The sequence below is a fragment of the Aquiluna sp. genome (assembly GCF_965064355.1).
Map to the genome: position 1 here is coordinate 1 of NZ_CBCHRQ010000015.1, position 23,014 is coordinate 23,014.

Genomic DNA, 23,014 nt, shown 5'->3' on the forward strand with positions numbered 1-23,014 from the left:
ATCACATAAATCACAAAGCGCTTCATGTGTCCTCCTATGATTCCTTTTTGGTCCAAGCATTCTCTAAGTTGACGATAAATCTAAAGCCCGCAATCGCAATTAAGGAAGTTGCAATACCACCGGCGATAAATGGCAGGCGTAAATCAATACTTGCCAACACGCCACCCAGTAGCGCGCCAATTGGCATCAGTCCCCAAACCAAGGTTCTTCTGGTGCCATGAATGCGGCCAAAAAGTTCACCGGGGATGATCTGGTGGTAGGTCGACATCAAAAGAATGTTCCAACCGGTGATTACCATCGAACCCAAAGTTGCTAAAGCAGCTAGCACCCAGTAGTTAGGCGAGAAGCCTTGTATGAAAACCAGCACGCTCGATAAAAAGATTGACCAGGCCATGGTGGTTGTTCTTCCAAATCGTGCGGAGATCTTGGGGACAATTAGAGAACCCACCAATGCCCCAACAGCAGGAGCGGCAAAGAGGAATCCAAACAGCGCAATCGGAGTCTTTAGCGTTTCCGTCATGAACAGCACCATGGTTGAAGTGGATGCCGAATAGAAGAAGGCAATACAAGAGGTCAGTAGCACAAGTTTCAGCAAAACCTTGTCTTCGTAGAGGTAGCGAATACCAAAACGAACATCCTCCCAAAAGCCCGTTGGCACTTTTGGTTCTGGGGGCACCTCACTGATTGAGTAGGCCCTTGGAATTGCAAGGACTAGGAACACCGCAAGCAAAATGCCTCCGGCTCCAAAGTAGAACGGCAATGCAATAGATGCGGCGAATAGCAAACCGCTAACCGGTGCTCCCACAAACTCCGCCAGGGTAATGCCGACAATCTGCAATCGGGCATTGCCTCGATCGAGCTGATCCCTGGTCAATACCTCAGGCATCATCGACTGCAAAGTGGTGTCGTAGATAACCTCACCGACACCGAAGATGAAGATTGCACCGAGCAAAATCGGCAGGGTGATTAGATCAAGACCAACCGTTATGGCGATTATCAAGATCGCAATCAGCCTGAGGGTATTGGCAACCGCCAACATGGTTCGTCGATTGATGCGGTCTACCAAACCACCAATTGGAATAGCAAAGAAAAGCCATGGCAACATGCTCAGGGCAGCGATGGTTGAAATCCAGAACGGGTCTTTAGTTAGCGTGGTGGCCAGCAGCGGAGCTGCGGTTTTGAGCAGGCCGTCGGCTAGGTTGCTGGCTGCGCTCGCAGTCCAGAGCCGCTGAAAAGCGACACTGAATTTAATCTTCGTTGATTCAGAAATCTGTCTAGCCACTCTCTAGTTTGACCCCTAGAGCCTAGCGTCTTACAGCTTGGTGATAATGACCTCAGACAGCGCTTTGCGCTCTCTTGGAGTCGCCTCGCGCTGCTTTAGCTCATCGCTCACAGCAGAGGTGTCACCCTGTAAGCCGATTGTGATTACGCAGGTTAGCCAGGCATCGTCGATGCCAACCAGCTGGAGAATTTCATCGTGAACGACGCCACCCATGTAGTGGGCTTTGAGCCCCATGGCTTCTGCCTCGAAGACAATTTGGCTGGTTGCCAAAGCGTTGTTGAAGTAGGCAGCGTTTCGATCTAGCTCGGTGCCATCGGCCTTGAACTTGTCGGCGAAGGCCAATACGTAAAGCGATGCGTGAGGTGCCCAAGTTGCATTGAAGCCTGAGAGGCCAACGGTTGAAATCGATTCAAATAGTTCTTCACCTCGCACAGTGAAGCCAAATCGCCACGGCTGTGCATTGTTTCCTGATGCCGCCCACCTGGCAGCCTCGGCAAGTCTTAGAACCTGCTCGTGTGTCACCTCGTGAGTTGGGTCATAAACCCTTGGGCTCCAGCGGTTTGCGAGAAGATCGGAGATTGGAACGGACGTGTTTGCAGGCTTTTGGATTTTGGTCATGTTTATACCTAACAGCTAGTTACTTCTTGGGCTTCCCAATTTTCCTAAGCATTGCTCTGGTGGCAATCAAGGTTCCGCCAAGTACAGCAGGTATTCCGCCTCCTGGGTGAACGGATGCGCCGACCCGCCAGAGTCTTGGTCGCAGCGGGTTGTGGTACTGCGGGTTGTGGAATGGACCAGACTGCCAAAGCGGTCTGGTCGCGCCATACAGCGCACCACCGGCTGCACCAAACTGCGCAAAGTAATCCGGGTTCAAAATCTCGTACTCTTCAAATAGCTCATCAATTGCTACCGAAAGACCAAGCTTTTGTGACACCCGGTCTAGTTCGTTCCTCACCCACTCGCTATTGAGATCGTGCTTTTTGCCATCGGCAGGCGCAGTTATTAGAACAGCTACGGTGTCCTTGGTGTTTGGGTAGATCTCGCCGGCTCGGTAGTAGTTCACAAAGGTCATGGTCTGCTCAGGAGGAAGGGCTTTGTCTAAACTCTCGTGAAGCTTTACTGCATCGTCCGGCATGATCACCGAGTGAGTGACCACATCTTTGGGAAGCGGCTCTTTGAGCACCGCGTAGATGGCAACACCAGAGCAGGAGCGATGCTTCGCAAGCTTGTTTGGCTTACCGGTTTGAATTGCCTTCAGCACGCCTGGGTCCAGGGAGCTAATCAGGTGATCAAAACTGTGCTCAGCAGTTTGAGTTTTTACCGAGCGCTTGCCAATCTCCTTGACGCCAGCACCAAGTTCGATCTTGGCTCCGGCTGCAACAGCAAGTCGACCAAGCGCTAAAGCAATTTCATTTACCCCACCAACCGGCACCGAGATGCCCTGGGATGCCATGGCAGCGGTCATCGATGCGTAGAGAGCTAGCGAGCGGTTTGGGGAAACACCGGCGTTTAGGGTGTGGATTGAGATAATTTCTTTGAGCGCCTGGGGCATGTATTTCAGCGATTCGAGATAGCTGGAGGTGGTGAGCCTAACTCCATAGACCTTGGCCATCTTGGCAAGGGCTGGCAGCGCGGCTGGGTCAAGTGGGCTAGAGGTAAGAAGCTTGGAAATCGAGGGGGTCAGGGCATCGTGCTCTTTGGAGAACTGGCTCCATGCTTTGTGCCAATGGTGCTCTGGTCTAACCGGCAAGTCCGTGACGTGGTTTCTTAGGTAGTAGCGGCCAACCTCTTTGAGCTTTGTAAAACTCAAGTTAGCGTGGTCCTTAGTTTTTACTTTTCCAAGTGAGTCAAAGGTGTCTAGAACCTGTTGCCAGACCTCAGGGAAGGTAACTAAGGCAGGGCCGGTGTCCATGCGTTGACCGGCAAGCTCAATCCTTCGAGACTTACCACCGAGCCAATTGTTCTTTTCCAAAACCGTGACGTCGTGACCTGCTTGCGCCAACAAGGCGGCGCTCGCTAAACCAGAAAGTCCGGCTCCAAGAACGACAATCTTTGCCACTAATACCAGCCGAGGGCGATTGCCGTTACAAGCTGCACACCGGCTACTGCGCCGGCAACGTATGGGAAAGCTATCGAGTACTTATAAACGTCGTGAGCACGCTTAGGGGTTGGCGTGCGCCACACAGTAAGCACTAGGTAGCCGGCGATGACAAAGTTCACGATTGCAACCGGGATGTTTACCAAAGCAAAAAGCACGGTCGATACAGCCCACCAGAAACCCGACCAAACCAAGGTCTTTTTGACACCGAGGTGAACCGCGGTGGTTTGGATGCCAGTGTCAGAATCCTGCGGGATGTCCTGAATTGCGTCATAGGCATGCTTGGCAATTGACCAGGCCATAAGACCAAAGACCGCTAGCCACAGTGGTTCGTGACCAAGTGCCAGTGGCACAAATGCCAGCGGGAAGGCGTAGTCGGTGTTGGAGAAGCTATCCAGGTAGGGACGAGCCTTGAACCTAAGTGGAGGTGCTGAGTAGAAGGTAAAAAACAGGCTGTAGGCGACCATCCAGGCGGTTGCCTGCCATGGCAAAGTGATTGCGAAGTAAACCAAGAATGGAACGTTGGTGAGAATTACTCCCCACCAGATTGGCTTCACCTCACTTGGAGAAATGTGTGCGCCTTCATAGCCACCCTTGCGGGCGTTTATGTTGTCGGTTTCTTGGTCAAAGATGTCGTTGATGCCGTAAATCAAGAGGTTGAACGGCAGGGTCACCCAAATAAGAATCGGCAGCATGCGCCAGTCCCAGAGGTAGCCGGCAAGCCACATACCCATCACTGAGGTGCCGATGGTGTTTACCCACAGCACTGGACGGGAGATTACTAATAGGCGTCTGAGCACCCCACCAGCCTAAGCCCAAGCCCATAGATAATTAGGTATGGGCAAAAAGCGAATCTCCGCGCAAGAAGGTGAATTAGCGCTCGCCAACCTGCCGGATCAGCTGCCAACAGCGGTGCGCTACCTGCTGCAAGAAATCGAGATTCGCCACCCGGGTGGAACAATCGAGTTGCGCGTTCCTCCGTATGGTGCGGTGCAGTGCATCGAAGGTATGGACCACCGCCGCGGCACGCCGCCGAACGTGGTTGAGATCACACCGGAACTATTCATTGAGCTTGCGCTAAAGCACATTTCCTTTGAACAGGTGCCAATTGGTGCCGGGATGGTGCTCTCTGGAGCACGTGCTCACGAAATAGCTTCGGTCTTTTGATAAATCCAGCCCACCCATTTGCGTAAAAACCCGCGCTGGCAGGCCAAAACATTGTTTAATGAGTATGTGACCAAGCCCAAGCAAAACCTGCCCGAAGAGGTAGAGATTCGCCGTGCACCAAAGATTGCAACCTGGGCTATCACCGGCGCTGTTTTTGGAGCAGTCACAGCCTTTGTGGTTTTTCTTCTAATCCCGCAAGATCAGCGTTCTAACGAGAACATTCTTGGACTGTTGATCCTGTCCCTTGGTTCACTGGGCTTTGGCCTCGGTTTATTCTTCGCACTTGCAATTGATTTGTTGACCTCCAGAAAGACCAAGCTAGCTTTGGCCGAAAGAGCTAATCAGTGATTCGCGGCGATGGTCTGCTAAATCACGACATCCTTCCCGGTGAGAAGGGCCCGCAAGATCAGTGCGGCGTCTTTGGTGTTTGGGCACCGGGCGAGGAAGTTGCAAAACTTACCTACTTCGGTCTCTATGCCCTTCAGCACCGCGGTCAAGAATCCGCCGGTATCGCAACCTCAACCGGCGAAAAGATCCTGGTGTACAAAGACATGGGTCTGGTCTCGCAGGTTTTCAACGAGGCAGCTCTGGAATCACTCCAGGGTCACATCGCAATCGGTCACACCAGGTATTCAACTACCGGTGCTTCGCACTGGCGTAATGCTCAGCCGACCCTGGGCAAAACTGCCAACGGCACAATCGCGCTGGCTCACAACGGAAACCTCACCAATACTTCTGAGCTTTTAGAGCTTCTAGAGCAGCGCTACCCAAATCATGAGTCTGAGCTTCGTAGCGGCAACACCACTGACACCGCGGTGCTAACCGCTTTGCTAACCGGTAACCCAGATTCTTCGCTAGAGGCAACCGCACTAGAACTTTTGCCACTAATCAAGGGTGCTTACTGCCTCACCTTCATGGACGAGGGAACCCTTTATGCAGCGCGTGACCCACAGGGCGTTAGGCCGCTGGTTTTGGGTCGATTGGAGCGCGGCTGGGTTGTGGCTTCCGAGTCTGCAGCGCTGGATATCGTTGGCGCATCCTTTGTTCGAGAGATCGAACCCGGCGAGCTGATCGCAATCGATGAGAATGGCCTTCGCTCGGCAACATTCGCGACCAAGAAGCGGGCCGGTTGCGTATTTGAATACGTTTATCTAGCAAGGCCAGACACCGCCATAAATGGCCGAGTGGTTTACGAGGCCCGGGTCGAGATGGGCAGAACCCTGGCTAAAGAACACCCCGTCGAAGCTGATTTGGTAATGCCAACCCCAGAATCTGGAACCCCGGCTGCAATTGGATACTCAGAAGCTTCAGGCATTCCATTCGGTCACGGTCTGGTGAAGAACGCCTACGTTGGTAGAACCTTTATTCAGCCTTCGCAAACCATTCGTCAGTTGGGCATCAGGTTGAAGCTCAACCCACTGCGTGAGGTTATTGCCGGCAAGCGTTTGATTGTTGTTGACGACTCAATTGTTCGTGGCAACACCCAGCGGGCACTGGTGAAGATGCTCAAGGAGGCTGGGGCGGCTGAAGTCCACGTTCGAATCTCTAGCCCACCGATTACCTGGCCATGTTTCTACGGCATCGACTTTGCATCTCGCGCGGAACTAATTGCATCTGGCCTTGGGGTCGAGGATGTTAGGAAGTCGCTGGGAGCAGATTCCCTTGGATACCTTTCGAAAGACGGCATGATTGCAGCCACCAACCAGCAGGAGCGTGAGCTCTGCACCGCCTGCTTTACCGGTGAGTACCCAATCGAACTTCCTGTGGCGGAGCGATTAGGCAAGAACCTTTTAGAACGTGGCGTCGCAACCATCCGCGAGGAAGGCCACGTGCATCCAAATGCCTAATCCTTATGCTGCATCAGGTGTCGACACCGAGGCCGGCGATAAAGCCGTAGAGCTTATGAAGGCGGCGGTTAGCGCAACCCACAGCAACCTGGTTCTTGGTGGCGTTGGCGGCTTTGCCGGCATGATCGATGCCAAGTTTCTAAAGGACTACGACCACCCAATCCTTGCCACCTCAACCGATGGCGTTGGCACCAAGGTCGCTATTGCTCAGGCGATTGATAAGCACGACACCATTGGCCAGGACCTAGTTGGCATGGTGGTCGATGACATCGTGGTGGTCGGCGCTCGCAGTTTGTTTATGACCGACTACATCGCGACCGGCAAGATCGAACCGACCCGCATCGCAGACATTGTTCGCGGCATTGCAAGCGCGTGTAAAGAGGTAGACGTTGCACTTGTTGGCGGCGAAACCGCAGAGCACCCAGGTCTTTTGGGTGAGCACGAATATGACGTTGCAGGTGCTGCTGTTGGTGTGGTTGAAAAGTCCAAGATGCTATCTGCAGAACGAGTCCAGGTTGGCGATGTTGTGCTGGGGCTTGAGGCATCGGGCCTTCACTCAAACGGTTATTCGCTGGTCCGCAAGATTGTCGCCGACCGAGGCTTGAAATACACCGATCAGGTGCCGGAATTCAGCAAAACCCTTGGCGAGGAACTACTTGAGCCAACCCGGCTATACACCGGTGTACTCAACAAGGTGCTTGATCGCTACTCCGCGCAAATCTCAACCATGAGCCACATCACCGGCGGCGGCATTGCAGCGAACCTTTCTCGAGTTCTTCCTCAAGCAGTTTCGCTAGATGTTGACCGAAGCAGCTGGAGTCCAAACCAGGTTTTCAGGGTGCTGGCAGGTTGGGGTGGCTATGACCTCAATGACCTTGAATCAACCTGGAACTTAGGTTTGGGTTTTGCGGTTGTGGTTCGCAAGGACTTCGCCTCAGAGATTGAAGGCATGATCACAGAACTTGGAATCCCTGCTTGGCAGTTGGGCATCATCGAGTCAACGCCTTGCGATTCTGAATTGCCTGGCTATATCTCTGAAGCCAAGGGCGTTCGCGGTGGCGCGGTTCGCCTGGTTGGCAACTATGCAGAATAAGAAATTCTTCGCGGCAATAATCGTTGGAACAGTCACCACAATTTCGGCGTTCTTTGTCGGCCAGCAGCTCTCAACTTCTGCCCCAGAACCTAGAAGCACTCCAAACGCGCTTTGCTTCCGTGACACAGCTGCGGATCAGTTTTCACCTAAACACGTTGAGACCAAGTTGATTGCCTGCCAAATTGTTGGGATGACTAAGGCCGAGGCAATTGCGACCATTGAGAATGCGAATTTGTCTTATCGAATTGCCATCGAAGATGGAGAAGGCTTTGCCCTGACCGAGGATTACACCGACTCCAGAATCAACCTGGAGATTGTTTATGGCTTGGTGGTCGGCGCTACCGCCTGGTAATTAGTCTTCGTCGAGTTTGACGGTGCGCTCATCGCCGGTAGTCGGCTCATCGTCCTCGTCGGCGTAAAGATCTGCCCACTTGTCTTCGTAGTCAGGCCCATCTTCAGGGCTCTTGTGACCAAGCTCGGCTTCGAGCGCGTTGTAGTCGGTTGCCGGGCTGTAGTACTTCAGCTCGCGAGCAACCTTGGTGTTCTTCGCTTTTTGACGGCCACGCCCCATGGCGAGCCCCCTTAATCTCTATCTGTTCTAGTCACCCTTCGGTGCCCAGAGAAACCTTTGAATTCTGCCGTTGATTGTAGCAGGGCTAGCGCAGTGCCGCTGCCAGCATGAGCGCACCGATTGGGATAAAGAGGTTGCCCACCATTGTGAGAGCGCTCTGGACCAACCGTCCGCGGTGATAGAAATCAAAGCTCGCCTTCATCGCGGTTGAGAATGTTGATAACCCGCCGGCAAACCCAACGGTGGCAGCAAAACCAGCGGTTGTAAGGGTTAGGTAACCCGCGGTCAGAGTCGAACCCACCACTAACCAGCCAACTAAGCCAGCCGCCAGGCTGTTCGCAAGAAACAATCCATACGGCAACCAGCCATCGAATCGGGTAAGCAGCGCTCTAATCACCGAGCCAGCTCCACCGGCAACTCCAATAAGAATGAAAACTAAGAACCACTGCATCAGGCTTGCCGCCTCGCAGCCTTGCGGCCAAGTTCAAACCCGAGCCAATAGAGTGCAAAGCCGGCCACGAACATGGCAATTACCTCAAGGCCTAAGCCCTGGTAGTCGATCCACAGATTGAGCGCTGACATGGTCGTAAAAGATCCGGCAAAACCAACACCCCAAAGATTGCGGCAGGTTTCCGATTGGAAGTATGGGTATCGAGCGGTGATTCCCAAAAAGAATGCACCGGTGAGATTCACGATGAAAAGAGCAATTAGCTCATAGGTTGGCCAGCTCGCCAAACCAGCCGTGGCCTCAAAAATAAGATATCGGAGCATCGCTCCAAGGGCTCCGCCCAGGAAAACATACCCGAGTAATTTGGCTTTGATTGGCACCTAATCAACCTATCGTTTCTTGGCTCGGTATGCTCTAGAAATCATGAATGATGAGAGTTTTGTAGCCGGTAGCTACCACCAAAACAGCTACAGCAAAGAGCAGAACCAGCAGTTTGCGGCGCAGTTTGATGCCATCACAAAGGAGATGGTTGGACATCTCGAAGCAGGGCTTGCGCATAGCTCAGAGGAAATGCAGGCTGCAATCCAAAAGCACTACGACTTTTGCCTGCAGTTCTGGACGCCTAATCGCGAGAGCTATAAGTCGCTCGCGATGAGCTACGTGCTGCCAACCGGCTTCAACGAAACCTACGAGGGCTACCGCAAAGGGCTAGGCAAGTACATCTACGATGCGGCTTGCCACTTTGCGGACGCTAATCTTTCCTGACTCGACTCGATAGGTTGAAGGTCGATGCAAAGCCCAGTAGCAAGAACAAAGCGGCTGCAAACGAAGCCCACTTCGCACCCTCGGTGAAAGCCTCTCCGGCGGCAACCTGAATTTCATCAGCCGCAGCCTGCGGCACCTGCTGAGCCTGAAGCGCTTCGCTGAGCTGAGGAATTGCACCACCGGCTGACTCGACAACCGCATCCACCAAAACCACAGTCTGGCTGGTTTCAACGTTTAGACCAGCGAGCCTGTCCTCAAAGGAGATCTGGGTGCCGGTGAAAAGCACCGAACCCAAAACCGCAATACCCAGAGCCGAACCAATTTGGCGAACCGTGGACTGCGAGCCAGAACCCTGACCGATTTTCTCCATCGGGACATCAACCATGATCACGCCGGTTAGCTGTGCTGTTGCAAGACCGATACCAATTCCGTAGATGAACAAGAACGGCGCAACGCCAACCCAACCAATCTCAGGGGAAGCGAAGAAGCCAACACCGGCAACACCGACTAGCTCAAGTAGCACACCGAGCTGCACGGCACGGTGAGCTGGCAACTTGCCTGAAAGCGCTCCACCAATACCAGATGCCATAAATGCACCACCGGCTAGCCATAGCAATACCAAACCAGAGCTAATCGGGCTCAGTCCAAGCACGTTCTGCAACCAAAGTGGAATTGCAAACAGGATTCCAAACTCACCCATCGAGATGATGGCCGCCGCGATCGAACCGTTTCTAAATGATGCAATGCGGAACAGGTTTAGATCTAGCAGCACGTTTTTGTTTGCAGCCTCGCGCTTGCGCTCCCAAAGCACAAACAGCACGGTTGAGACAACAGAGATTGCTAGCGAAACCGGGATGACCGAGATGGCATCGGATGGCCAAATAAATCCAAAGAGCTCAAACTGGTTCTTGGTCTGCTCCCACCAGCCATAGACGCGACCTTCAATAAGACCAAAGACCAAGGTTGAGAACATAACCACGGAGATGATTGCACCGACCCAGTCGATGCCACCCTTGCGCTGCTCAGACTTGGATTCGCCAAGGAAGTACATAAGTCCGGCGACGATGATCACGCCAAGTGGCAAGTTGATCAAAAAGGCCCAGCGCCAGCTGAAGTCGGTGGCCAACCAGCCGCCTAGAACCGGCCCAACCGCAACCATTCCACCGATGGTGGCACCCCAGATTGCGAAGGCAATACCGCGCTCTTTACCTTCGAAATTCGCATTCACCAAAGACAAAGTGGTTGGCAAAACCATGGCTCCACCAATGCCCTGGATCACACGGGCCAAGATCATGGCCTCGGCGCTATCGGTGTTACCTGCCCATACCGAAGCCAAAACAAAAATCACGATTCCAACTACCAGCAGTAGCTTGCGGCCGTAGCGGTCGGCAAGCGATCCCCAAACCAAAAGTAGCGATGCAAAAACCAGCACGTAGCTTTCCTGAACCCACTGCACCTCAGTGGAGCTGAGGTTTAGGTCTTCGATGACCGCAGGAAAGATGGTGTTGACGATGGTGCCGTCGATGATGACCAGTGAGATAGCCATCGAGATAAAGACCAGAGCGATCCAGCGGTTTTTGGTTTGAGACATTTTTTCCTGACTTAGGCGGGTTTTCCAATTGCAATTAGGACACATGCCCCGATTGCTAAAACGATTCCGAGCGACTGACTTTTAGCAATGCGCTCCTTGAGCACTATACGCGCCAGCATGATTGTCCCCACCGGATACAGGGAAGTAAGCACCGCTGCGATAGCCAACTCGCCGGCACGGGTGGCAACTAGGAAGAACACGTTCCCAAGCACATCGCCCAATGCTGCAAGCAGTACCAACCAGATCAATGACCGACCAAAGATGGAGGTTTCCAAAAACTGCTTGGGGCGGTATCTAAAGAATGCGAATGCCAAACCAGCAAACATCAGCGCAATGCCGACAATGCGCATCACAATCAAGGTGGCAAGCCCGCTATCGCTCGGAGCTCCATCTAGGAACACGAAGATGCCCGCGAAGCCGACTCCGGCACCTAATGAATAAAGCAATGCACGAAGTGATGGGAGCCTAAAGTCCTGTCCGGGAACAAATGCCACCAAAACCACAGCCACCAAAACCAACACAATCGCAATCAATGCAAAAGGCCCAAGCTTTGCACCCGTTGCTAGGTCAAAGACCACCGGAATGATTGCGCTAATCACAGCGGTCAAAGGGCTAACGATAGAGATTGGGCCTAAAGCCAGTGCCGAATAGAGGCAGCTGATTGCGATGCCAGAGGCAATGCCCGCATAGATTCCAGAGGTGATTGCTGCTTGGCTGAAATTAGCGCCAACGAAAAGGCTCAGCCCGGTTGCAATTCCCAACCCAAAGATGAAGGCGATTGTGGTGACAGTTATCGCTCTTACTTTTTTGGCAGCGAGCGCTCCAACAAAGTCGGCATAACCATAAGAAAAGGCGGACAGTAGTCCGAAGATTATCGTCACTGTCCGCCTCTCTGTGCGGTGGCTCCGACCGGCGTCGATCCGGTGACCTAACGATTTTCAGTCGTTCGCTCTACCAACTGAGCTACAGAGCCTGGAGAGAATTCTCCCCATTCGCTAGATAAGCGAAGCGACTCCGACGGGACTTGAACCCGCGACCTCCGCCGTGACAGGGCGGCGCGCTAACCAACTGCGCTACGGAGCCAGAGTGGTACTTTCAACATCGCCTGAGTGACCCCAACGGGATTCGAACCCGTGCTACCGCCGTGAAAGGGCGGCGTCCTAGGCCACTAAACGATGGGGCCGAGAAGCTGGCTTCTTCAAAAGCACCGAGGCACAACATTACCCGTTAAAAGGCAAGTTGCGCAACACATTGGGAACTCTCAGGTGATACTTGAAAGTTCGGGTTAGATTTGCAGGTAGGAGGTGTCATGCCAAAGCGCTCTAAATCAGTCATCGCCGCCATTGCGGGCATGGCGCTGATTGCCACTGGATTTGCACTTTCACCTGCCTATGCGGTTCCGGATTACCCAACCGCAGCCGAGGTTGCCGCTGCTAAGCGCAACGTCGAAGAGAAAAAGAAAATGATTTCTCGCATCGAGGGCATTCTTGGCACCCTGCAGGATGAGGCCGATGCGCTTGAGTCGGTTGCTCTTCAGAAGAACGAGCAGTACAACCAGGCTAAGCAAGCCGTGAAGATCATGGCGGACAAGGTCGAGGGCCTCGAGGCCAAGGTCAAGACCGCAAAAGAAGAAGCCGGCGAAGCCAAGACCATGCTCGGTCAGATCGTGGCCAGAATGTATCGCCAGGGTACCAGCGGCAACACCACCCTTGAGATTTTCTTCAACCCGGAGAGTTCCGACGAGTTGCTCTATCAGCTTGGCGCAAGCGATGTAGTCGCCCAGCGAACCCAGGTTATGTATGAGCAGGCAATGCAAAAGCAGTCTGACGCCAAGGCTCTTGCTGCTGAACTCTCCAGCGCTCAGACCGAATTAGAGACCAGAAGAGCTGCTTCCGAAAAGCTATACCGCGAAGCCAAGGCAGCGGCCGATGCGATTATTGCCAAGGTGAACGAGTCAGAGTCGCAGCGCGCATCGATGTTGGGGCAGCTGGCAAATTTGAAGGACACCGCATCTGATCTTGAGCGCCAGCGCATCGAGGGTCTTGAGGCGGAGCGTCGTCAGAACGCGGTCAAGGATGCCCCTACCGCACCTGAGCTTTACACCGTTGGCGCACCAAACAGTGACTTGGTGGAGCGCGCGATCGGTTTTGCTTCAGCACAGCTTGGCGAGAGATACGTGCTTGGTGGTTCGGGTCCGGATATCTGGGACTGCTCTGGTATCACGATGAAGAGCTATGCCTCAGTTGGTGTTTACATCGGCTGGCACTCGGCTACCGCGCAGTTCAACATCATGGCTTCGAACCAGAAGCTGGTGCCATTTCAGGATGCTCAGCGCGGAGATTTGATTTGGTGGACTAGGTCATCGAGTTTCTCGGGGGATAAGTACCACACCGCTATCTACCTTGGCGGCGGCATGATGCTTGAAGCGCCAAACCCAGCTAGAACTGTGCGCATTGTTCCGGTTCGCTACGGTGAGCTTTTCCCATACGCAGCTAGACCAACTGCCAACTAGTAGGTGCCAACCTGCTCATAGAGCTTGGCGATAATCCACCACTTGCCATCTAGCTTCACAAGGTTGAGGTAATCCTGCATAACGCCGCCAAACTGCTGAAGCTGAACTTTGGCCCAAGCCATGTTCTTGGAGATTTGATCAAAATCTAGAATCTCGTCTTTTCTTGGGTTGCCAAGTTCTTTAGGTGATTGGCGATTGGCCACCGCATTGCGATACGCAAGGTATGGGCGAAGCACGGTTTGGTTGTCATTTACGCCATAGAGAGTGCAGTCAACATGAAACACCTTGTCAAAAAGGTCCATGTCCTGGGCGTGGATAACCTCAAAGTAGTTATCTAGAAGTTCAATGATTCCAACGTCGATGGAAGAAGTTTCGGGGCTATGCATAGCCCAAACTTATCGCCCTAGTGCTTGTAGTTGGCGTATGCCGCAGCGATAACTTCCTCAGCCGCAGCCTTGTCTTTCCAGCCCTGAATCTTTACCCACTTGCCAGGCTCTAGGTCCTTGTAGTGGGAGAAGAAGTGCTCGATCTCGTTCTTTACCTGGGAGCTAACATCGCCAAGGTCCTGAATGTGGCTCCAGCGTGGGTCCTTGAAAGGAACGCAGAGGACCTTCTCGTCCACTCCACCATCGTCTTCCATGACCAGCATGCCAACCGCGCGAACCTTTACGCCAACGCCTGGGAATAGTGGGAACTCCAAGAGCACGAGTGCGTCCAGCGGATCTCCATCGCCACCGATGGTGTTCTCAAAGAAGCCGTAGTCGGTTGGGTAGACGAACGGTGTGAACAGCACGCGGTCCAAAAATACGCGACCGGTTTCGTGGTCAACCTCATACTTGTTGCGGCTTCCCTTTGGAATCTCAATAACTACGTCGTAAGACACGGCTTCTCCTCAATAGGCTTCTGTCATAAAGATTACCGAATCGAGACAGATGACACAGCGTCCTAGGCTCACTCCGGCTATGGCCGATGCCCGGCGCGCTGTTCGCGAGCAGCTCGAAAGTCTTGGTTTGCCTAGCGGTTCGCTGGTTTTGGTGGCGTGTTCCGGCGGCGGAGATTCGATTGCATTGGCTGCGGCAACCGCCTTTGAAGCACCTCGAATGGGTTTTACTGCGGGGGCAGTGATTGTTGACCACCAACTCCAGGATGGCAGTGGTGAGGTTGCGGCGAGGGCAAAGCAGACCTGTGAGGAACTTGGACTGAGCCCGGTGATTATCGAGAGGGTGAACGTTGAGATTTCTGGAAACGGCATGGAGGCTGCCGCCAGGGATGCTCGCTATCAGGCATTCGAGAAAGTGCGTATCTCTCAAGCAGCAGATTTAATTCTTCTCGGTCACAACTTAGAAGACCAGGCAGAAACCGTTTTATTGGCTTTGGCACGCGGCTCTGGGCTATCGGCGCTCGCCGGCATGGATTCTTACGACCCGGCTAGGGCAATCGCCAGGCCACTAATTGGCCTGACCCGTAGCTCGCTTCGAGCGGCTTGCGATGATCAGGGACTAACTTTCTGGGACGATCCCCATAATGAGAATCCACAGTTTCTAAGGGTTCGTGCCCGCAAGCTATTGGATTTGATGGAGCAAGAGCTAGGTCCGGGTATTGCTCAGTCGCTATCTAGGACAGCTAGCCAAGTTTCCGAGGCAGAAGAGGTGCTAACCGGCATTGCAGCGCAGCTGGTTATCGACTCAAAGGATTCCGGCTCTGCCAGCTCAGTTAGCTATTCGGTGGCGAAGCTTGGAAGTGAGCCAAGTGCAGTGAGAACCATGGCTTTGCACATGATCGCTTCCAGAGCAGGAGCTAGGGCAATTTCTGCTGCGCAGATTGAAGCCATTGATGCACTTATTACCAATTGGCACGGGCAGAAATCTGCCTCGCTTTCTGGCATTACAGTAGAGCGGGTAAAAGACCTGTTGATTTTTACAAGGTCCAAGCCACCAACACCAGGAGCCTGCTAGTGCATCTGAACCACCCAGACATCAAAGAGGTATTGGTTACCGCGGAGCAGATTCAAGCCCGCATCGCAGAGCTAGCCGCGCCAATCGACGAGTTTTACAAGGACAAGAACGTCCTGCTACTGGGAATCCTCAAGGGTGCGGTGCCATTTATGGCAGACCTTGCAAGGGCTATGCAGATTCCAACCAAGCAGGACTGGATGGCGGTTTCTTCCTATGGCTCTGGAACTGTTTCCTCTGGAGTGGTTCGAATTCTCAAAGACCTAGACACCGATGTCAAAGATCGCAACGTTTTGATCGTTGAGGACATCATCGACTCCGGCCTAACACTTTCCTGGCTCACAGCCAATTTGAAGGCGCGTGGGGCAGCATCTGTAGAGATCGTTGCCCTGCTTCGAAAGCCAGATGCCGCCAAAGTTGAAATAGCTGTCAGATGGGTGGGGTTTGATATCCCCAACGAGTTCGTAGTTGGTTACGGTCTTGATTACAACGAGCAGTACCGCTCACTCGATGGCGTTGGCATCCTGTCGCCAAGCGTCTACAGCTAGAGATTAGGGAAGGGGCATACGCCCACATGAAGATAAAGAAGTTTTTGCGTGGCCCATGGCTTTGGGTTGTTCTGGCAATTGGTGTGATGCTCATCGGCAGTCAACTGATGACTACCCAGCAGTTCACCAAGGTCGACACCCAGGTCGGTCTCGAGCTAATCGAAACCGGCAAAGCAAAGACCGTCAAAATCTTCGACGGTGACCAGCGAGTTGATGTCACCCTGATCACCAAAGACGTCGAATACGGCGAGCAGGTGCAGTTTTACTACGTGCTAGGGCGCGAAGCTGCGGTCACCAAGGCCGTTGCCGATGCATCTATCTCTGAGGGCTGGACCGACGAGGTGCAGCGCACCCCTTGGTATCTAGCGCTTTTGGGATCGCTACTACCTTTCGTCATCATCCTGGCGCTGTTCTGGTTCCTAATGGGTTCAATGTCTGGCGGCGGACGCGGAGTGATGAACTTCGGTAAGTCAAAGGCCAAGATGGTCACCAAGGAGACCTCCAACATCACCTTCAAGGATGTCGCCGGTATCGATGAGGCCATGGAAGAACTTGTTGAAATCAAGGACTTCCTAAAGGACCCAAAGAAGTTCCAGGAGATGGGAGCGAAGATCCCTCGCGGAGTCTTGCTCTATGGCCCTCCGGGAACCGGAAAGACCTTGGTTGCCAAGGCAGTTGCTGGCGAGGCCGGAGTTCCTTTCTTCTCAATCTCAGGTTCTGACTTTGTTGAGATGTTTGTCGGTGTCGGTGCATCTCGAGTGCGTGACCTTTTCGAGCAGGCCAAGCAGGCTTCTCCTGCAATCATCTTCGTTGACGAGATTGATGCAGTCGGTCGTCACCGCGGCACAGGTATCGGTGGCGGAAACGATGAGCGTGAGCAGACCCTGAACCAGCTTTTGGTTGAGATGGACGGTTTTGACACCAGCTCCAATGTGATCTTGATTGCCGCAACCAACCGCCCTGACGTCTTGGACCCAGCGCTATTGCGTCCGGGTCGCTTCGACCGTCAGGTCGGCGTGAACGCCCCTGATCTCAAGGGCCGCGAGCAGATTCTCGTCATTCACTCCAAGAACAAGCCACTGGCTGAGGATGTAAACCTAGAACTTGTTGCGCGTCGCACTCCTGGATTCACCGGAGCTGACCTAGCGAATGTGCTAAACGAGGCGGCGCTTTTGGCTGCACGTCTAAACCGCAAGGTAATCGACAACGAAATCATCGACGAGGCAATTGACCGCGTTATCGGAGGACCTCAGAAGAAGTCCACCCTGATGCGTGACCACGAGCGCCTAATCACCGCCTACCACGAGGCTGGACACGCTCTGGTTGCAGGAGCTCTCAACCACTCTGACCCGGTCACCAAGATCACCATCTTGCCTAGAGGTAGAGCACTCGGTTACACCATGGTGATGCCGATGGAGGATCGCTACTCGATTACTCGCAACCAGCTGCTTGACCAGATTGCGTATGCCATGGGTGGCCGCATTGCCGAAGAGATTGTTTTCAAGGATCCAACCAGCGGCGCTTCAAACGACTTCGAGAAGGCGACTAGCACCGCAAGAACCATGGTTACCCGCTTCGGCATGAGCCAGAAGGTCGGAGCAATTTCACTCGGCTCAAGTGCTTCTGAGCCATTCTTGGGACGCGAACTTGGATCCCACCGCGACTACTCAAATGAGATGGCGCAGCAGGTGGACGTTGAAGTGCGCATGATTTTGGAGACTGCTCTTGATGAAGCGCACAAGGCCATCACCCAGAACAGATTGATCCTGGACAATTTGGCCAAGGCACTTTTGGAGCAGGAGACCCTGAACCAAGAAGAGGTTGCCAAGATCTTCAAGACCATCAAAAAGCTTCCTGAGCGCGCTATGTGGCGCTCATCTTCCAAGCGTGCTGTTTCAACCAAGGGGCCCATTGCGGTGCCAAAGCGCAAGGTGAAGCAGCTTGAGGCACTTCCGGAAGAGCCGAAGCCAGAGACTGAGTCCAAGGAAGAAAGTGCAAGCTGATCGAATCCGCAGTGCGGTCCGCGAACTGCTTTTGGCAATTGGCGAGGATCCAGATCGCCCTGAGCTAGCTGCAACCCCGGCGAAGGTTGCTGTCGCTTACGCCGCATTTTTCAAAGGAATCGGCCAGGACCCACTTGCTCCTTTGTCCGATAACTTTGCCGCCGAGCACAACGAGGCGGTAATTCTCAAAGACATCGAACTGGTTTCGATTTGCGAACATCACCTTTTGCCATTTACCGGCGTTGCCCACATCGCATATCTGCCAACCGAGAAGGTTGCGGGTCTCGGACGCTTGGCAAACGTGGTCGAGATCTTGGCAGCACGTCCGCAACTGCAGGAGAACCTAACCGCACAGGTGGCAGATGCAATTGAGACCGGTCTTTCGGCCCGTGGCGTTGTGGTTGTAATCGAGGCTAGACATCAGTGCGTGGCTTCTCGCGGAGCAAGACAGCCAGAGGTCAACACCATCACCATGGCCACCCGAGGCGAGTTCTCGGACCCTTTGCTGCGTGCAGAGATCATGGGTTTGATTAGTCGTGGGTCATGAACTGGGTTGCTCCAAAAATCATGGGAGTGGTGAACACCACTCCAGATTCATTTAGCGATGGCGGTCAGTTTTTGGAGCTGGATCAAGCACTTGCCCACGCCAAGCTTTTAGTTTCGCAGGGCGCGACCATCATCGATGTCGGTGGCGAGTCAACCCGTCCGGGAGCTTTGCGGGTATCGCTTGAAGATGAGCAGGCTCGTGTTATCCCGGTGATCAAAGCAATCAAGGCCGAGCTTGAGGTCGAAGTGTCTGTCGACACCATGAACGCCGAAACTGCCAAGTTGGCGGTTGTTGCCGGGGCAGATTACGTCAACGATGTATCGGGCGGTCTGGCAGATAAAACAATGTTCGCAGCGATTGCACCGCTTGGTTGCAAGTACATTCTTGGTCACTGGCGAGGCCATTCCACTGTCATGGACCAGCTAACGGGTTATCAAGATATTGCTAAGGATGTGGTTGCGGAGCTGAGCGAGCAGGTGGCGATGGCGGTTGCAGCTGGCATCGATAGGTCAAGACTTGTGGTTGATCCAGGATTGGGATTTGCCAAGAACATCTCCGAGAACTGGGAACTGGTAGCTCGTCTTGATGAGCTAAAAAACCTAGGACTTCCAATGTTGGTGGGCGCATCTCGCAAGCGATTCTTGGCAGCTGCGCTCGATGCGGAAGACCCAGGTTCGGTGGCGAATGGCCGCAGAGACGTGGCAACAGCGGTGCTAACTGCGCTTCTTCTGCAGCGCGGACTTTGGGGGGTTAGGGTCCACAATGTGGAGCTAACCGCTGACACAATTGCAATTGTGAAAAAGCTCAAGGAGTCGATCTAGTGCGCTACACAATTGAACTCAAAGGCCTAGAGGTCTTCGGTTACCACGGTGTGCTGCAGCACGAGAAGGACTTTGGGCAGATCTTTTTGATTGACTGTCGCTATCAGGTTGAGGCCGAACAAGAAGATCAGCTTTCTTCAACTGTCTCTTATGCGGCTGTCGCAGACCTATTGCACGTAACGGCAACCAGTAATCGCTTTGACCTTATCGAGTCTTTGGCGTCGGCTTGTTTGGCTGCCGTCTCTGCATCAGATGGCAAAATTCAAGCGGTGAAGATAACCGTTCACAAACCTCATGCTCCTATCGAGCATGGTTTTGAAGATGTCTCAGTAAGCGTCCAAAGCGGTCGGTTTGAAGACTAGGGCGATCCTCGCACTCGGTGGAAACCTTGGTGACCGGGTGCAGACCATCCGCGATGCTGTTTTGCAAATTGACGCGCATCCGGACATCTCGGTAAAGCGACAATCTGGCCTCTACGAATCTTTCGCCATGACATCTAAGGGCATAGATCAGTCCGAGCCGAATTACCTAAACGGAGTCATTGAGGTTTCAACCAGCCTCAAACCTAAGAAGTTGCTAGCTGCGTTAAATGAGGTTGAGAATCACTTCGGACGAGTGCGACTAGAGCGCTGGGCGGCAAGGACACTGGATATCGACATCATCACCTTCGGCAGCGAACTCATCGAAACCAAGTCTTTGATAATCCCTCACCCGAGAGCTTTTGAACGAGCATTTGTTTTAGTGCCTTGGGCAGAACTTGACCCTGAGGCAGTATTGCCTGGGCACGGCAAGGTCTTTGACCTAGCGGCCAAATTGGCAAACCAGGTTTGGAAATTCGAATGAAGTTAGACGTCCGCTTTCTAATTGGTTGGTTTGTGTTTGGTGGAATCGCCGGAGCTGGTGCAAGCCAACTCGCAACTGGATTTGGCCTTGGGTTTCCAGCGACCGATGGGTTTTTGGCGACCAGCTTGGTAGCCATTGGTGTTGCAATTTACGGCGCAACTTTTCCGATTTTTCGCTATCGCAACCAGCTTGAGAAAGCTCAGCAGCAGAACGTTAGGCGGCCAGATCCGCTTTTGTCTTTCCGTCTTTTGGTGTTAGCACGTGCCGTGATGATCACCGGCTTGGGATTTCTGGGTTGGCACATCGGTCAGCTGGTTTGGCTGTGGCTGTTCTCGATTGCCCCAACCGGCTTGGTGCAGCCCACTTTGGTTGGTGTTGCAGCATCGTTGCTGTTGTATCTTGGAGGCCTTGGGGCTGAATACAACTGCAGGCTTCCTAAAGACCCAGATGGAGAAGCAGCGTGAAGATCGGTTTCGTAGGCAATGAGCCAGCCGGACCTGTTTTAGCAAAGGCATGGGCCTTGGCTGGCCACGAACTTGTTGGTGCAGCTGTTGACTCTCCAGAGGCCATTGAGCGAGTCGAGACCCTGCTGCCGGATCTGCCAATTGCCGGAATGGCAGCGGTAGCTGAGGATGCCGACCTGGTGCTGCTCGCGGTTCCATATTCCGATGTCGAAATTGTTTGCGATGGCTTGACCGATCTTGGGCTTTTTGGGCCGAAGAAACTAATCGCACACCTCTCGCCACTTCGTGGTTACGGAGTTCTAGCTTCGGCCGCTCAGTTGGGAGCGGTTCCGATTGCGCTGCACCCTGTGATGCACTTCTCCGGAACCAGCATGGACCTTTTGGTTTTGAAAAACAGCACGATTGCGATCAGCGCCCCCGAGATGCTTTTGCCAATCGCGCAGGCTTTGGCAATCGAACTCGGCGGTGAGCCGCTGGTTGTTCAAGAACATCAGCGTGCTGCCTATGCCGAGGCATTCGAAGTCGCAAGTAGCTTCTCCTCTCTGGTTGTGCAGCAAGCGATAGGAATCCTGGAGCAGGCTGGCGTAGAAGCTCCAGCCAAGCTGATCGGGCCGGTTGTTAGAAGTGCTGTCGATAAGGCGCTGTATCAGCCAGTTGCCCCCCTAGACCCTGAGGATTTGCTCTAATGCAGCTGATTCACTCGGTCTCAGAACTTCGTCAATTGATCTCGCAGCAGCGAGGCAGTGGAGCGCGAATTGGTTTTGTGCCAACCATGGGAGCTCTGCACCAGGGTCACTTATCGCTGGTTCAGCTTGCTCAACAGCGCTGTGACTTTGTGGTGGTTTCGGTGTTTGTGAATCCGCTGCAGTTTGGTGCCAACGAGGATTTCGATACCTATCCGAGAACCTTGGGAATCGATGCCAATCTTCTTTCGGACCACGATGTGGATGTGCTCTTTGCGCCTAGTCCTGCTGAGGTTTATCCGGCGGCGGCTCCGGTAAAGCAGCTCAGCGCCGGCGCCATGGGTGAAAAGTTTGAGGGGGAAGTACGCCCAGGTCACTTTGATGGAATGTTGACGGTTGTGAATCGGCTCTTTGACATTGTTGAGCCGGACTATGTTTTCTTTGGACAAAAAGATGCCCAGCAGGTAGCTCTCGTGAAGCAGATGCTGAGTCAACAGATCAGTTCTGGGCGCCGCTCCCCGATTGCGTTGGTGGTCGGCAAAACCATTCGTAATGAGTCGGGCCTTGCCCTTTCTTCCAGAAACAAGTTCCTAACCGATCGGGATATGCCAGCCGCGCTGTCTTTGAGCAGGGCCTTGTTTGCCGGGGAAAAAGGCAACAGCCGAGAAGAAGTGCTGGCGCTAGCTAGAGCGGAGATATCCCCGGAGGCTAAACTTGAGTATCTAGAGCTAGTCGATGCGGATAGCTTTGAACCAACCGAACCAGGACTTACTAGGGCAGCGCTTATTGTGGCGGCCAAGGTGGGCGAGGTTCGACTAATTGACAATGTGTATATCGATAGGAAATCGTGAGCGAGCAAGAGATTGAGGTCGACGACCTTCCAGAGCAGATCGCCGTTCGCATGCAAAAGCGTGAGCGTCTAAACCAAATCTCAGCTGCCTACCCGGTTTCACTTCCCATCACCCACACCATCGAGGCTGTGCGAGCTCACTACCCAAACCTCGAGGAAGATATCTCAACCGGCGATGAGGTTTCGGTAGCTGGTCGAATCATGTTTTTGCGCAACACCGGAAAGCTTTGCTTTGCAACCTTGCAGGCTGGAACCGGCGAGCGAATCCAGGCAATGATCTCTTTGGACAAGGTGGGCGAAGAAGCCCTGGAGTCTTGGAAAGAGCTAGTTGACCTTGGCGACCACGTCTTTGTCCGCGGCGAAGTAATCACCTCCAAGCGCGGTGAGCTCAGCATCTTGGCGGATGAGTGGCTAATGGCGGCTAAGACCATCAGGCCACTACCTAACCTGCACAACGAACTAGGTGAAGAGTTCCGAGTTCGTCACCGCTACATCGACCTAATCGTTCGCGACCGCGCTCGCGAGGTTGTGAAGATTCGCGCTCAGGTAATGCAGTCGATTCGAAACACTTTCGCCAATCGAGCATTCATGGAGATCGAAACTCCAATGCTGCAGGTTGTCCACGGTGGTGCCTCGGCACGTCCGTTCAAGACCCACTCGAATGCTTTTGATACCGAGCTATTTCTCCGTATCGCGCCTGAGCTGTTCCTAAAGCGTGCGGTTGTCGGAGGACTTGAGCGAGTATTTGAGGTCAATCGCAACTTTAGAAACGAGGGTGCGGACCGCACTCACTCTCCTGAGTTTGCGATGCTCGAGGCCTATGAGGCCTACGGTGACTACAACACCATGGCGGAGCTGACCCAGGAGCTTATTCAGAATGCTGCTATGGACGTCTTTGGCACCCACCAGGTTGCCCTTGATGATGGCAC

At 53.5% G+C, this 23,014-nt stretch carries 29 protein-coding genes and 3 tRNA genes; 18 read left to right on the forward strand and 14 right to left on the reverse strand.

Annotated elements, in window-relative coordinates:
• Nucleotides 1-34: 34 nt before the first annotated feature.
• Genes AC128V_RS02630 through AC128V_RS02645 form a run of 4 tightly spaced genes read right to left on the reverse strand, consistent with a single transcriptional unit; the run spans nucleotide 35 to nucleotide 4,180 of the window.
• Nucleotides 35-1,282, reverse strand: coding sequence for an MFS transporter (locus AC128V_RS02630; RefSeq protein ID WP_482763128.1), 1,248 nt, complete (start codon nucleotides 1,280-1,282; stop codon nucleotides 35-37).
• Nucleotides 1,283-1,312: 30 nt separating this feature from the next.
• The gene (locus tag AC128V_RS02635; RefSeq protein WP_482763129.1) at nucleotides 1,313-1,900 is read right to left on the reverse strand and encodes a nitroreductase family protein; all 588 of its coding nucleotides are present in this window, start codon (nucleotides 1,898-1,900) and stop codon (nucleotides 1,313-1,315) included.
• A 19-nt stretch (nucleotides 1,901-1,919) separates the two neighbouring features.
• Nucleotides 1,920-3,341, reverse strand: coding sequence for a phytoene desaturase family protein (locus AC128V_RS02640; RefSeq protein WP_482763130.1), 1,422 nt, complete (start codon nucleotides 3,339-3,341; stop codon nucleotides 1,920-1,922).
• Nucleotides 3,341-4,180 (reverse strand): UbiA family prenyltransferase, encoded by an 840-nt coding sequence (locus tag AC128V_RS02645; protein WP_482763131.1) that lies wholly within the window; start codon nucleotides 4,178-4,180, stop codon nucleotides 3,341-3,343. Before AC128V_RS02645 ends, AC128V_RS02640 begins: the two co-directional genes overlap by 1 nt.
• 37 nt (nucleotides 4,181-4,217) lie before the next feature.
• Here AC128V_RS02645 and AC128V_RS02650 point away from each other — a divergent pair, with 37 nt between their 5' ends.
• From AC128V_RS02650 to AC128V_RS02670, 5 genes are read left to right on the forward strand one after another with little or no spacing between them, the layout of a single operon-like run.
• Entirely contained in the window at nucleotides 4,218-4,547 is a 330-nt protein-coding gene (locus AC128V_RS02650) for a sterol carrier family protein (RefSeq protein ID WP_482763132.1), read from the forward strand.
• A gap of 51 nt (nucleotides 4,548-4,598) precedes the next feature.
• The gene (locus tag AC128V_RS02655; protein ID WP_482763133.1) at nucleotides 4,599-4,895 is read left to right on the forward strand and encodes a hypothetical protein; all 297 of its coding nucleotides are present in this window, start codon (nucleotides 4,599-4,601) and stop codon (nucleotides 4,893-4,895) included.
• Entirely contained in the window at nucleotides 4,892-6,394 is a 1,503-nt protein-coding gene (gene purF, locus AC128V_RS02660; protein ID WP_482763134.1) for an amidophosphoribosyltransferase, read from the forward strand. The genes AC128V_RS02655 and purF overlap by 4 nt, the downstream gene beginning before the upstream one ends.
• Nucleotides 6,387-7,487: a phosphoribosylformylglycinamidine cyclo-ligase gene (gene purM, locus AC128V_RS02665; protein ID WP_482763135.1), complete on the forward strand. Its 1,101-nt coding sequence runs from the start codon at nucleotides 6,387-6,389 to the stop codon at nucleotides 7,485-7,487. The genes purF and purM overlap by 8 nt, the downstream gene beginning before the upstream one ends.
• The gene (locus AC128V_RS02670) at nucleotides 7,477-7,839 is read left to right on the forward strand and encodes a hypothetical protein (RefSeq protein ID WP_482763136.1); all 363 of its coding nucleotides are present in this window, start codon (nucleotides 7,477-7,479) and stop codon (nucleotides 7,837-7,839) included. The genes purM and AC128V_RS02670 overlap by 11 nt, the downstream gene beginning before the upstream one ends.
• On the opposite strand, the gene AC128V_RS02675 is transcribed toward AC128V_RS02670, so the two are convergent.
• From AC128V_RS02675 to AC128V_RS02685, 3 genes are all read right to left on the reverse strand, one after another.
• Nucleotides 7,840-8,058, reverse strand: coding sequence for a DUF3073 domain-containing protein (locus AC128V_RS02675; RefSeq protein ID WP_482763137.1), 219 nt, complete (start codon nucleotides 8,056-8,058; stop codon nucleotides 7,840-7,842).
• Between the two features lie 85 nt (nucleotides 8,059-8,143).
• The gene (locus AC128V_RS02680; protein WP_482763138.1) at nucleotides 8,144-8,509 is read right to left on the reverse strand and encodes a fluoride efflux transporter FluC; all 366 of its coding nucleotides are present in this window, start codon (nucleotides 8,507-8,509) and stop codon (nucleotides 8,144-8,146) included.
• Nucleotides 8,509-8,886, reverse strand: coding sequence for a fluoride efflux transporter FluC (locus AC128V_RS02685; RefSeq protein ID WP_482763139.1), 378 nt, complete (start codon nucleotides 8,884-8,886; stop codon nucleotides 8,509-8,511). Before AC128V_RS02685 ends, AC128V_RS02680 begins: the two co-directional genes overlap by 1 nt.
• A gap of 19 nt (nucleotides 8,887-8,905) precedes the next feature.
• On the opposite strand from AC128V_RS02685, the gene AC128V_RS02690 reads away from it, so the two are divergent.
• Nucleotides 8,906-9,271 (forward strand): TipAS antibiotic-recognition domain-containing protein, encoded by a 366-nt coding sequence (locus tag AC128V_RS02690; RefSeq protein WP_482763140.1) that lies wholly within the window; start codon nucleotides 8,906-8,908, stop codon nucleotides 9,269-9,271.
• On the opposite strand, the gene AC128V_RS02695 is transcribed toward AC128V_RS02690, so the two are convergent.
• The 5 genes from AC128V_RS02695 to AC128V_RS02715 form a co-directional block, all read right to left on the reverse strand.
• Nucleotides 9,258-10,862 (reverse strand): DHA2 family efflux MFS transporter permease subunit, encoded by a 1,605-nt coding sequence (locus AC128V_RS02695; protein ID WP_482763141.1) that lies wholly within the window; start codon nucleotides 10,860-10,862, stop codon nucleotides 9,258-9,260. The genes AC128V_RS02690 and AC128V_RS02695 overlap by 14 nt on opposite strands.
• Before the next feature lie 11 nt (nucleotides 10,863-10,873).
• Nucleotides 10,874-11,743, reverse strand: a complete 870-nt coding sequence (locus AC128V_RS02700) for an EamA family transporter (protein WP_482763142.1) — start codon at nucleotides 11,741-11,743, stop codon at nucleotides 10,874-10,876.
• 19 nt (nucleotides 11,744-11,762) lie between these two features.
• A tRNA-Phe gene (locus tag AC128V_RS02705) sits at nucleotides 11,763-11,835 on the reverse strand.
• A gap of 36 nt (nucleotides 11,836-11,871) precedes the next feature.
• Nucleotides 11,872-11,945: transfer RNA gene (locus AC128V_RS02710), tRNA-Asp, on the reverse strand.
• A gap of 27 nt (nucleotides 11,946-11,972) precedes the next feature.
• Nucleotides 11,973-12,045, reverse strand: a tRNA-Glu gene (locus AC128V_RS02715).
• A 126-nt stretch (nucleotides 12,046-12,171) separates the two neighbouring features.
• Between AC128V_RS02715 and AC128V_RS02720 the strand changes: the two genes are divergently transcribed.
• Nucleotides 12,172-13,374, forward strand: coding sequence for a C40 family peptidase (locus AC128V_RS02720; protein ID WP_482763143.1), 1,203 nt, complete (start codon nucleotides 12,172-12,174; stop codon nucleotides 13,372-13,374).
• Here the strand turns inward: AC128V_RS02720 and AC128V_RS02725 are convergent.
• Together AC128V_RS02725 and AC128V_RS02730 are read right to left on the reverse strand one after the other, a co-directional pair.
• The gene (locus tag AC128V_RS02725) at nucleotides 13,371-13,760 is read right to left on the reverse strand and encodes a nuclear transport factor 2 family protein (protein WP_482763144.1); all 390 of its coding nucleotides are present in this window, start codon (nucleotides 13,758-13,760) and stop codon (nucleotides 13,371-13,373) included. The two genes, AC128V_RS02720 and AC128V_RS02725, sit on opposite strands and share 4 nt — an antisense overlap.
• A gap of 17 nt (nucleotides 13,761-13,777) precedes the next feature.
• Nucleotides 13,778-14,257: an inorganic diphosphatase gene (locus AC128V_RS02730; RefSeq protein ID WP_482763145.1), complete on the reverse strand. Its 480-nt coding sequence runs from the start codon at nucleotides 14,255-14,257 to the stop codon at nucleotides 13,778-13,780.
• 49 nt (nucleotides 14,258-14,306) lie between these two features.
• Between AC128V_RS02730 and tilS the strand changes: the two genes are divergently transcribed.
• From tilS to AC128V_RS02785, 11 genes are all read left to right on the forward strand, one after another.
• Nucleotides 14,307-15,329 carry a tRNA lysidine(34) synthetase TilS gene (tilS, locus tag AC128V_RS02735; RefSeq protein WP_482763146.1) on the forward strand — a complete coding sequence of 341 codons (1,023 nt, stop codon included), beginning with the start codon at nucleotides 14,307-14,309 and terminating at the stop codon, nucleotides 15,327-15,329.
• Complete coding sequence (gene hpt / locus AC128V_RS02740) at nucleotides 15,329-15,874, forward strand: hypoxanthine phosphoribosyltransferase (RefSeq protein ID WP_482763147.1); 546 nt, start codon at nucleotides 15,329-15,331, stop codon at nucleotides 15,872-15,874. The genes tilS and hpt overlap by 1 nt, the downstream gene beginning before the upstream one ends.
• Nucleotides 15,875-15,900: 26 nt before the next feature.
• Nucleotides 15,901-17,877, forward strand: coding sequence for an ATP-dependent zinc metalloprotease FtsH (gene ftsH / locus AC128V_RS02745; protein WP_482763148.1), 1,977 nt, complete (start codon nucleotides 15,901-15,903; stop codon nucleotides 17,875-17,877).
• Nucleotides 17,867-18,424 carry a GTP cyclohydrolase I gene (folE, locus tag AC128V_RS02750; RefSeq protein ID WP_482763149.1) on the forward strand — a complete coding sequence of 186 codons (558 nt, stop codon included), beginning with the start codon at nucleotides 17,867-17,869 and terminating at the stop codon, nucleotides 18,422-18,424. Before ftsH ends, folE begins: the two co-directional genes overlap by 11 nt.
• Nucleotides 18,421-19,245, forward strand: coding sequence for a dihydropteroate synthase (folP, locus tag AC128V_RS02755; protein ID WP_482763150.1), 825 nt, complete (start codon nucleotides 18,421-18,423; stop codon nucleotides 19,243-19,245). The genes folE and folP overlap by 4 nt, the downstream gene beginning before the upstream one ends.
• Complete coding sequence (gene folB / locus AC128V_RS02760; RefSeq protein WP_482763151.1) at nucleotides 19,245-19,607, forward strand: dihydroneopterin aldolase; 363 nt, start codon at nucleotides 19,245-19,247, stop codon at nucleotides 19,605-19,607. The genes folP and folB overlap by 1 nt, the downstream gene beginning before the upstream one ends.
• Nucleotides 19,597-20,088 carry a 2-amino-4-hydroxy-6-hydroxymethyldihydropteridine diphosphokinase gene (folK, locus tag AC128V_RS02765; RefSeq protein WP_482763152.1) on the forward strand — a complete coding sequence of 164 codons (492 nt, stop codon included), beginning with the start codon at nucleotides 19,597-19,599 and terminating at the stop codon, nucleotides 20,086-20,088. The genes folB and folK overlap by 11 nt, the downstream gene beginning before the upstream one ends.
• The gene (locus AC128V_RS02770; protein ID WP_482763153.1) at nucleotides 20,085-20,552 is read left to right on the forward strand and encodes a DUF3180 domain-containing protein; all 468 of its coding nucleotides are present in this window, start codon (nucleotides 20,085-20,087) and stop codon (nucleotides 20,550-20,552) included. The genes folK and AC128V_RS02770 overlap by 4 nt, the downstream gene beginning before the upstream one ends.
• On the forward strand, nucleotides 20,549-21,238 hold the full coding sequence (locus AC128V_RS02775; protein WP_482763154.1) for a DUF2520 domain-containing protein: 690 nt from the start codon (nucleotides 20,549-20,551) through the stop codon (nucleotides 21,236-21,238). The genes AC128V_RS02770 and AC128V_RS02775 overlap by 4 nt, the downstream gene beginning before the upstream one ends.
• Nucleotides 21,238-22,086 (forward strand): pantoate--beta-alanine ligase, encoded by an 849-nt coding sequence (panC, locus tag AC128V_RS02780; protein WP_482763155.1) that lies wholly within the window; start codon nucleotides 21,238-21,240, stop codon nucleotides 22,084-22,086. Before AC128V_RS02775 ends, panC begins: the two co-directional genes overlap by 1 nt.
• A 50-nt stretch (nucleotides 22,087-22,136) precedes the next feature.
• Nucleotides 22,137-23,014: amino acid--tRNA ligase-related protein (locus AC128V_RS02785; RefSeq protein ID WP_482763156.1), on the forward strand; the 878-nt coding region annotated here is incomplete at its 3' end.

Bases quoted from the DNA above. Each gene is read 5' to 3' on its own strand.
- AC128V_RS02720 (WP_482763143.1), top strand. From the start codon at position 12,172: ATGCCAAAGCGCTCTAAATCAGTCATCGCCGCCATTGCGGGCATGGCG.
- AC128V_RS02695 (WP_482763141.1), bottom strand. From the start codon at position 10,862: ATGTCTCAAACCAAAAACCGCTGGATCGCTCTGGTCTTTATCTCGATG.
- AC128V_RS02680 (WP_482763138.1), bottom strand. From the start codon at position 8,509: ATGCAGTGGTTCTTAGTTTTCATTCTTATTGGAGTTGCCGGTGGAGCT.
- AC128V_RS02635 (WP_482763129.1), bottom strand. From the start codon at position 1,900: ATGACCAAAATCCAAAAGCCTGCAAACACGTCCGTTCCAATCTCCGAT.
- panC (WP_482763155.1), top strand. From the start codon at position 21,238: ATGCAGCTGATTCACTCGGTCTCAGAACTTCGTCAATTGATCTCGCAG.
- AC128V_RS02725 (WP_482763144.1), bottom strand. From the start codon at position 13,760: ATGCATAGCCCCGAAACTTCTTCCATCGACGTTGGAATCATTGAACTT.
- AC128V_RS02670 (WP_482763136.1), top strand. From the start codon at position 7,477: ATGCAGAATAAGAAATTCTTCGCGGCAATAATCGTTGGAACAGTCACC.
- folP (WP_482763150.1), top strand. From the start codon at position 18,421: ATGAACTGGGTTGCTCCAAAAATCATGGGAGTGGTGAACACCACTCCA.
- ftsH (WP_482763148.1), top strand. From the start codon at position 15,901: ATGAAGATAAAGAAGTTTTTGCGTGGCCCATGGCTTTGGGTTGTTCTG.
- AC128V_RS02675 (WP_482763137.1), bottom strand. From the start codon at position 8,058: ATGGGGCGTGGCCGTCAAAAAGCGAAGAACACCAAGGTTGCTCGCGAG.
- AC128V_RS02770 (WP_482763153.1), top strand. From the start codon at position 20,085: ATGAAGTTAGACGTCCGCTTTCTAATTGGTTGGTTTGTGTTTGGTGGA.
- tilS (WP_482763146.1), top strand. From the start codon at position 14,307: ATGACACAGCGTCCTAGGCTCACTCCGGCTATGGCCGATGCCCGGCGC.
- purM (WP_482763135.1), top strand. From the start codon at position 6,387: ATGCCTAATCCTTATGCTGCATCAGGTGTCGACACCGAGGCCGGCGAT.
- AC128V_RS02650 (WP_482763132.1), top strand. From the start codon at position 4,218: ATGGGCAAAAAGCGAATCTCCGCGCAAGAAGGTGAATTAGCGCTCGCC.